General features: G+C 70.6%; 6 protein-coding genes. 5 read left to right on the top strand and 1 reads right to left on the bottom strand.

All coding sequences use genetic code 11. The annotated features are described in order from the left end of the window. The coding region (locus tag D571_RS0111640; protein WP_018936867.1) for a histone deacetylase at window positions 1-1,033 on the top strand (1,033 nt) is incomplete at its 5' end. A gap of 88 nt (window positions 1,034-1,121) precedes the next feature. Further along, entirely contained in the window at window positions 1,122-2,525 is a 1,404-nt protein-coding gene (locus D571_RS0111635) for a diguanylate cyclase domain-containing protein (RefSeq protein ID WP_018936866.1), read from the top strand. Here the strand turns inward: D571_RS0111635 and D571_RS0111630 are convergent. Beyond that, complete coding sequence (locus D571_RS0111630) at window positions 2,522-4,861, bottom strand: helicase-related protein (protein WP_026287816.1); 2,340 nt, start codon at window positions 4,859-4,861, stop codon at window positions 2,522-2,524. The genes D571_RS0111635 and D571_RS0111630 overlap by 4 nt on opposite strands. Before the next feature lie 178 nt (window positions 4,862-5,039). Here D571_RS0111630 and D571_RS0111625 point away from each other — a divergent pair, with 178 nt between their 5' ends. From D571_RS0111625 to D571_RS0111615, 3 genes are all read left to right on the top strand, one after another. Then, complete coding sequence (locus D571_RS0111625; protein WP_018936864.1) at window positions 5,040-5,732, top strand: DUF6498-containing protein; 693 nt, start codon at window positions 5,040-5,042, stop codon at window positions 5,730-5,732. Window positions 5,733-5,885: 153 nt separating this feature from the next. After that, complete coding sequence (locus D571_RS0111620; RefSeq protein ID WP_018936863.1) at window positions 5,886-7,052, top strand: aldo/keto reductase; 1,167 nt, start codon at window positions 5,886-5,888, stop codon at window positions 7,050-7,052. 61 nt (window positions 7,053-7,113) lie between these two features. Then, window positions 7,114-8,700 (top strand): DNA mismatch repair protein MutS, encoded by a 1,587-nt coding sequence (locus D571_RS0111615; RefSeq protein WP_018936862.1) that lies wholly within the window; start codon window positions 7,114-7,116, stop codon window positions 8,698-8,700.

Genomic DNA, 8,700 nt, shown 5'->3' with positions numbered 1-8,700 from the left:
GGAGATGGCGGTCACCCGCCGCGCGCAGCCGGCCGAGCTGGAATGGCTGCACACCCGCGAGTACGTGACGGCGATGCAGCGCGCCGAGGCGCTGGGCAAGGTGTTCCAGCGTTACCGCGATCGCCACAACATCGGCAACTTCGAGAACCCGTTCTTCGCCGGCTTCTTCTCCACCCCGGCCACGGCCACCTGGGGTTCCATCCAGGGCGCCGAGGTCGTGCTGGACGGGCGCATGGCCTTCAACCCGGCCGGCGGCATGCACCACGCCGCCCCCGACCAGGCGCGCGGTTTCTGCTACTTCAACGACTGCGCGCTGGCCATCCTGCGCCTGCGCCAGGCCGGAAAACGGGTGCTGTACCTGGATATCGACGCCCATCATGGCGACGGCGTGGAAGCGGCATTCGCCAACGACCCGGACGTGCTTACCGTGTCCCTGCACATGGATACCGAATACGGCTATCCGTTCCAGGGCGGCCGCATCGAGGACACCGGCCGACTGGGCAACGCGGTCAACCTGCCGCTGCCGAAAGAGACCAACGACACGGAATTCCACAGCGCCTTCAGCCGCATCTGGGAGGCGGCGCGTACCCGGTGGCAGCCGGATTACGTGGTCGTGCAGGCCGGCACCGATGCGCTGCTGCCGGACCCGCTGGGCAAGTTCGGCATCTCCACCCAGTGCTTCCTCGCCTGCATCGACGACGTGATCGAGACCAGCCCGCGCCACGCCGACGGCACGCCGAAGCTGCTGGTGCTGGGGGGCGGCGGCTACCACCCGCTGGCCCTGGCCCGCTGCTGGACCGGCGTGTGGGCACAGCTCACCGGCCGCGAGCTGTCGGTCGCGCTGCCCGAGGCCGGGCAGGCCCTGCTGCGCGAGGTCGACTGGGACATGGACGAAGAAGAAGAGTGGTACGACAACCTGTTCGTATCCCGGCTCGATGCCGACCGCAGCGGCCCGGTGCGCGCCGAACTGGAACAGCGCCTGGAGCGGCTGTTCCGCACCCACCCCCTGCTGCGCAGTTCCGCTGGGAGATGATAGCTCGCCGGCGCCGTTGACCGTGGCCTGTCATGGTATAAGCTCGAACCATGGCCCCGCGCAGGCGGGCATTGACCAGGTGCCCCGGATGGAAGACGAATCCGAGTCGCAGCTGCGTGCGGCGCTTCCCTTTGCCGATCTCCCCGAGGGACCGATCCCGGCCGACTGGCGACGGGTGCTCCGGGACGCGGCAGAGCGTATCCGTGGGCTGGAGGCGAGCCGGGACTACTACCGCCAGCTGACGGACGCCGGTCAGGTCCTGATCTGGGTCGCCGGGGCCGACGGAGGCGTGGAACATGTCAACGAGCCCTGGCTGCGTTTCACCGGTCGCAGTCTGGTGCAGGAGCAGGGCGACGGCTGGCTGGAGGGGGTCCACCCCGACGACCGTGCCTCCTGCATGCAGAGCTACCGCACCGCCGTCGCCGCGCGCCGGCCCTTTACCCTGGAATACCGCCTGCGCCGCGCCGACGGCGAGTACCGCTCGATTCTCGACGAGGGCGGGCCGCGCCATGGCCCGCACGGCGAGTTTCTGGGCTACGTCGGCTTCTGCTACGACATCACCGCGCGTCTGGCCGCGGAACAGGACCTCCGCCGTTCCCTGCGCCATATCGAGGTGCTGCACGAGGCGCTGGACCGCCTACCGATTGCGGTCTTCGTGAAGAACCGGGAACGCCGGTACACCTACGGCAACCGTGAGACCCTGCGGGTGTTTGGCTGCACGGCGGGCGAGCTGTACGGACGCGGTGACGAGGATTTCTTCCCTTCGGCCACGGTCGCCCGTCTGCACGAGGTGGACAGCCGGGTGCTGGCCGGCGAGGACAGCCGCGAGGAGATCGAGACGGTCGACGAGGGCGGGGTCCGCCGGTTCTACTGGGAAGTGAAGACCCCGATCTACTCGGACCCGTCCAGGATCCGCCCGGACAGTCTGCTGGGCATCTCCACCGACATCACCTGGCAGAAGGATCTGCTGCGCGAGTTCGAGCACGGTGCCCATTACGATGCCCTGACCGCGCTGCCCAACCGGGTCCTGCTGCTCGATCGCCTGCACCAGGCCATGGTCCGGGCCCGGCGCCGGGGCACGCAGCTGGCGGTGGTGTTCCTCGATCTCGACGGCTTCAAGGCGGTCAACGACGGCTACGGCCACGACGCCGGGGACCGTATGCTGCGGGTGGTCGCCGAACGCATGCGGGCCTGCCTGCGCGAGGGCGATACCTTTGCCCGGCTGGGTGGCGACGAATTCGTCGCGGTCCTCGAGGACGTGGACCCGGGAGTGACCGTCCCGTTGCTGGAACGCCTGCTGGCGGCCGCGGCGGCGCCGGTGGAGGACGGCGAAAACGTGTTCCGGGTCAGCGCCAGCCTGGGGGTCGCATTCTACGGACACGACCCCGAACCGGGCCCGGAACAGCTGCTGCGCGAGGCGGATCAGGCGATGTACCGGGCCAAGGCGGCCGGGCGGAACCGCTATGTAATCTCGCGACCGCCCGGAGGTTAACGCACGTCGACCAGGCGGCTGGCGCGCTGGAAGCGGACGTGCCAGCCCTGCCAGGCGGGCAGTTCCCAGCGCTTCGGGTCGTCGCGGCGGTTGCCGTCGATCTTCTCTGCGGTGACGGTACGGCGGGCGACGTCGTAATGGATGCGCATGTGCAGGCCGGAGAGCCGCACCTCGCGCGGATAGCGGCGATCGAAGCGTTCGCGTTCCCACTCGGGCACGCCGTCGAACACCAGATCCTCCGGTTCCAGCAGGGCCACGTCCTCGTCCGATTCCACGCCCAGGGTCTGCAGGCGGCGGGCCAGCCAGTCGCGGGCGTCCGGGACCTCGCCCTGCTCGAAGCCCAGTGCGAGATACAGCGCCCAGGCGTCCAGGTCGTCGCGCAGGCGCGAGCCGGCGGGGGCGAGCAGCTGGTCATCCAGGATGAGCGCGGCCAGTGCCTCGCGTGCCGCGGCGCCTGCGGGGCGCGTGCGGTCGCTGCGCAGTACGCGCCCGGCATGCCACCAGTCGCGGCGGACCACGAGTCCGTCGGCGGACCATTCGGGATCGGCGATGGCCGGCGTGGCCACCCCCGCGTCGATCAGGGCATCGGGTTCCAGCGGCGCGAGTACGGTGGCGATGGTGCGGGTGTCGCGGGTGCCCTTGCCGGGGAGGCTGTGGCTGTCGAACACCACGGCTGCCTCGGCATCTTCGGCCAGCAGCGAATCCCGGCCGATCTCCGCCTCCTCGCCGCCGTTGCCCAGCGCGAAGCGGCGGCGCTCGCGGCGCACGAACGCCAGTTCGGGGGCGGCCGCGACCGCGGCGGTCAGGGCCCGCGGCGCGGTGACCGCGAGCGGCTCCGGCTCCTGCTGCGATTCCCGGGCGGGCAGGCCGGCCAGTTCGCGCACCTGACGGGCCAGCTGGCGCGCCTCGCGGCGTTCCTCCCGGCGTATGCGGACCCCCGCGGGGGCGTGACCGCGCACCGCGGCGACCCGCAGCGTCGCATCACAGGCCCGGCCGAGGGCGGCGACCGCATCCTGCCGCTCGCGTTCGTCGTCGGCCAGCGTCGCGACCGCCCGGCGGCTGCTCAGGGCGCCGGCGAGGTCGGCCATGAACGCGGCCGTGGCCGCATCCGGCATGGCCAGCACCAGATGGGCCAGCGCGGTGTCCACCGGCAGCGCGAACAGGCGTCGGCCGTGTTCGGTCGCGCGGCCGTCCGCGTCGATCGCGTGCATCGCCCGCAGCCGGTTTTCGGCGCGCTCCAGGGCCTCCTCGCGCGGGGGATCGGGGAATGCGAGTTCGCGCGCCGGGCGGTCGCAGCAGGCGGCCGCCAGCACCGGTTCGGTGAGGTCCTCGCGCTGCAGCTCCGGCGGGGTGTTCGCAGCCAGCGGGGCATTGCGGCCCCACAGGCGCAGGCACAGCCCCGGCGCGGTGCGGCCCGCGCGCCCGCGGCGCTGCTCCGCGCTGTCGGCGGCGATCGCCTGCAGTGCGAGTACGGTGCGGCCGTTGCGCCGTCCGGTACGGCGCTCCAGGCCGCTGTCGACCACGGCGGTGACCCCGGGCACGGTCACCGAGCTCTCGGCGACGTTGGTGGCGAGGACCACCCGGCGTTCCTGCCCCGGCTGCAGGGCATGGCGCTGCGCCTCGGCGCTGGCGCCGGCGTGCAGCTCGATACAGGCCACCGGCTCGTCCTTCAGGGCCCGCGCCGCCGCGGCGATCTCGCCGCGTCCGGGCAGAAAGGCGAGGACATCGCCGTCGGTACGCGCCAGTGCGGTGCGTACGCCTTCGGCCACGCGCGTGGCCAGGTCCTTCGCATGGGGCATCGCCTGCGGCTCTGCGGCGAGGTGCTCCAGCGCGACCGGCCAGGCGCGGCCGGGGCTCTCGAGGTGGGTGCCGCCGAGTTCGCGGGCGAGGCGCGCGCCGTCGATGGTGGCCGAGGTGATTACCAGGCGGTGGCGTCCGGCCCCGTTCAGCAGGGCGTAGAGCAGGTCGGTGTCCCAGCGGCGTTCGTGGAACTCGTCGAGGACCACCACCGCGAAATCCGCGAGGCCGTGGTGCGACAGCCACTGCAGGGCCATCCCGGGGGTGGCGAACACGATCTGCGTGTCGCGGTCGCAGCGCACCTCGCCGCGCACCGCGAAGCCCGCCTCGCGCCCGGGCTTGCCGCCGAGCAGGCCGGCCACCCAGTGCGCCAGGCTGGTGGCCGCCACCCGGCGCGGTTCCACCACCAGCACGCGCCCCCGTTCGCGTGCCCACACCGGCAGGCGCGTCGACTTGCCCGAACCGGTTGCCGCCGATACCACCACCGGACCGGCGGCCAGCGCCGCGGCGAAGTCCCCGCGCAGGGCGTCGATGGGCATCTCTTCGCTCATGCGGGCGAAGTGTCCACACAGCGACGGGCCGATCAAGCCCGGCGGGCGCGCGGCGGCGGGCCTGCCATGGGAGGCGGATTTGCTTATGATGCCCGGGGGCGCTGCGCCGCGGACAGGGGTCCGTATCCGGGCCGCGCAAGGGATCATCGGGACAGGGATTCGAGAGATGGGCAAGGGTATGCCGGATGCCGGGGTGACGGACGCGGGACTGACCCGCTGGGGGCCGCTGCTGGCGCTGATATTGCCGCTGATCGGCGCGCTGGCGGGGTGGGTGCCTTTCGGCGCTGTGCTGCTGGTGGTCTGGCTGGAGACCCTGGTGGTGCTGGTGCTCGCGGTCCGGGCGTTGTGGCACCTGCCGCCGGAGGGACGCCGACCGGACTGGCGTGATTCCGGTCATCGCGGTGCGGTGAAAGTGTTGTGGATCGGTGACCCGGCAGCGAGCGTATCCGACGGGCGGCCCCGCGTTCGGCTCACCGATCTGCCCCGGGCCGAGGCGCTGTTCCGGTTGATCAAGCCGGGGCTGATCATGTCGGGCATCCAGGGTGCTTTCGTCTTCATGTTCATCGGCCTGTGGGAGGGGCTGCAGGAGATGGGGATCGGGGTCCTGTTGCTGGTGCTGGCGACCGCCCTGATCCGCCTGACCGGGCGTATCGATACCGAGAACGCCCCGGCGGTGCTGCTGGCGCGATCGGTGATGATCCCCTTGGTGCTGGTGTTCAGTCTGACGGTGGGCGGGGCGCTGGGCAGCGGTGACGGGGCATGGCTGGTGGCGACCGTGGTGGCGGTGAGCCTGCTGGCCTTCGCTGACCTGTTCATGGAGCGTTATCTGCTGCGGCTGCGCGGGAAACCGGCCGGCTGAGGCATGCCCGCGGACGCCGCGCGGAAACTCGCCGCGGCCGAACGGGTTTTAGCAAGCGCGGCCAAAGCGCGTAGGATTCGCATTCCTGAAGGTGCTGCGCCGGATGCTCGGGGTCCGGCGCCTGCCCCGTTTGCGGCCGTTCGAGGGAGAATGATGGAAGCTTCGCAGAAACTGATTCCCGGCTACGCCAACGCCAAGGCGACACGCAAGTACGCCGATTCTTTCGTCGCCGACGGGCGCGCGGCGGAGGGCCATTACAGCGAGTTCTCGCGCGCGCGGATGCGCCTGTCCAGTCTGGGCATCGGCACCTTTGGCGGGGCGGCCACCGCCGAGGTGGATGCCGCCATCTCCGCGATCGTGGCCCGCGGGCTGACCGAGGGCATCAACGTGGTGGATACCTCCGCGCATTACCGCTACGGCCGCTCGCTGGCGGCGGTGGGCGCGGGCGTGCGCACGGCGCTGGAGGCCGGGGTTCCCCGGGAGGCGATGTTCCTGATCTCAAAGGGTGGTTTCCTGACCCTGCGCGGCGGCCAGCCGGACGACATGGACGCCTGGTTCCAGCGCGAGATCGAGGCCCCGGGCATGGGCACCAAGGAGGACCTGGCCAAGGGCGCGCACCTGCTGACGCCGGAATACATCCACTACCAGATGGAGCTGTCGCGCTCGCTGATGGGCGTGGAAACCCTGGATGCGTTCATCATCGACCAGCCCGAGGTGCACATCCACGAGATCGGCAAGGAGCGCACCAACTGGAAGCTGGAGCCGGTGTTCGAGATGCTGGAGCGCGCCGCGCGCGACAAGAAGATCCGCGCCTACGGGATCTCGACCTTCGAGGGCTTTCGCGAGGAGACCGACGCGGCGGTATTCCAGTCGCTGACCTCGATCCAGGGGCTGGCCCAGCGGGCGGCGCAGACCGTGACCGGCGACGAGTTCGCGCGCGATCATTTCAAGCTGGCGATGCTGCCGTTCAATCAGGTGATGCTTGAGGGCTTCACGCGCTTCAATACGGCCACCGGACAGGGCAACGTGGCCAGTCCGCTGCAGGCGGCGCATCAGCTGGAGATCTATATGATGGCCTCGCATACGATGCTCAAGGGCCACCTCGCGCAGCAGTCGGTAGAGGTGGTCGAACGCGAGATGAGCGGGCTGGCCAACCCGGCCCGGCGCGCGATGCAGTTCAATCGCTCGACGCCGGGTCTGGGAACCTCGCTGGTGGGCATGAGCACGCCGGAGCATCTGGACGACATGCTGGCGGTGATGCGCGAGCCGATGCTGGACAAGAAGGCCTACCTCGGCATGTTCAAGAAGGCCGAGGAATAGGCCCGGTCCTTGCGCCTCCCCCTGCGGGAACCGGAAAAGATTTCATGAACAAGGGGATGTCATGCAGGTCGATCTGAAGGCCCTCGAATTTCCCGCGATCCAGCGTCTGCTGGAACGCCTGACCGCCACGCCCTACGGCGCCGATGCCGCGCGCGGGCTGGAGCCGGCCCCCAACCTGGAGGCCGCGCGCGCGCTGCAGAAGGCGGTGACGGTGGCCCGCCAGCGTCTGGACGCAGGCACGCTGCCGCGTCTGGGGCAACTGCCGGACGTGCGCGCGGCGTTGCGTCAGGCCGGCAACCCGGGTTCGGCGCTGCCGGTGCAGGCGCTGCACAACCTGCAGACCATCATGCGCCAGGCGCGCGAGCTGGCGGATCAGCTGGCGGACACCCCGGAGATCTACCCCGCGGACCTGAACAAGCTGTACCCGCCGGAGGCGCTGGAGCAGCGCCTGTCCGCCTGCCTGAACCCGGGCGGATCGCTGCGCGAGGACGCCAGCGACTCGCTGGTGCAGGCCTTCGGCGAGCGCAACCGGCTGCGCGGCGAGGTCGAGACGGTGGTGCAAAAGCGCCTGACCCAGTCGGACCTGGCCCAGTCGGGCGAAGACGCGCTGAAGGTCCAGTGGCATCAGGAGCGTGCGGTGATGGTGCTGCGCGGCGATGCGGCCGGGGCGGTCAAGGGCGTGCGCCGGGGCACCGCGATGGGCGGGCGCGATCACATCATCGAGCCGATCGAGGCGGTCCCGCTGAACAACCAGCTGGATACCGTGAACGGCCAGATCAACAACGAGCAGCAACGGCTGTTGCGCGAGCTGACCGACACCGTGCGCGAATACGGCGAGCCGCTGGATCTGATGCTGACGGCGCTGACCTGGATCGATCTGGCCTCGGCCGCCGCGCAGCTCTCCGCGCAGATGAACGCCCATGCCCCGGTCCTGGAAGACCGTCCCGGTGTGGAACTGGACGAGGCCTATCATCCGCTGTTGCTGCTGCAGTTCGCCGAGGGCAACGGCCCGCAGCCGGTGCCGCTGTCGATCCGCCTGGACGACGAACAGCCGCTGCTGCTGATCACCGGTCCCAACACCGGCGGCAAGACGGTCGCGCTGAAGACCCTCGGCCTGCTGGTGACCATGGCCTGGTGCGGGCTGCACATCCCCGCGGAGCAGGACTGCCGCATCGGCCGTTTCGACCAGGTGATGGTGGACGTGGGCGACAACCAGAGCCTGCTGCACCACCTGTCGACCTTTGCCGGGCATGTGGCGGTGCTCAAGCGCATCCTGGACAACGCGGGTCCGGAGAGCCTGATCCTCCTGGACGAGCTGGGGACCGGCACCGACCCGGACGAGGGCGCGGCGCTGGCGATGGCGATGCTGGACGAGCTGCGCACGCGCGGCACCCGCGGGATCGTCAATACCCACCTGGCGCCGCTGAAGGACTATGCGGCGCAGCAGGCGGGCATCCTCAACGCCTCCATGCAGTTCGACCCGGATACCCTGTCGCCCACCTATCGCCTGCTGATCGGCGAGCCAGGGGTGTCCTTCGGCCTGACCATCGCGGAGAAGGAAGGGTTACCGGGGGATCTGGTGGCGCGCGCGCGCCGGCATTTCGCCGAGCTGCCCACCGCGCAGGCGGGAGGCAGCGGGCAGGGCTGA

Origin of the sequence: Thioalkalivibrio sp. ALJ24 (assembly GCF_000377785.1) — a bacterium.
In the GTDB taxonomy this organism is placed as follows: Bacteria; Pseudomonadota; Gammaproteobacteria; order Ectothiorhodospirales; family Ectothiorhodospiraceae; genus Thioalkalivibrio.
This window is presented reverse-complemented; position numbering and strand designations above follow the sequence as displayed.

Coding starts and splice junctions, on each gene's coding strand:
- D571_RS0111635 (WP_018936866.1), top strand. CDS start 1,122: ATGGAAGACGAATCCGAGTCGCAGCTGCGTGCGGCGCTTCCCTTTGCC.
- D571_RS0111630 (WP_026287816.1), bottom strand. CDS start 4,861: ATGCCCATCGACGCCCTGCGCGGGGACTTCGCCGCGGCGCTGGCCGCC.
- D571_RS0111625 (WP_018936864.1), top strand. CDS start 5,040: ATGGGCAAGGGTATGCCGGATGCCGGGGTGACGGACGCGGGACTGACC.
- D571_RS0111620 (WP_018936863.1), top strand. CDS start 5,886: ATGGAAGCTTCGCAGAAACTGATTCCCGGCTACGCCAACGCCAAGGCG.
- D571_RS0111615 (WP_018936862.1), top strand. CDS start 7,114: ATGCAGGTCGATCTGAAGGCCCTCGAATTTCCCGCGATCCAGCGTCTG.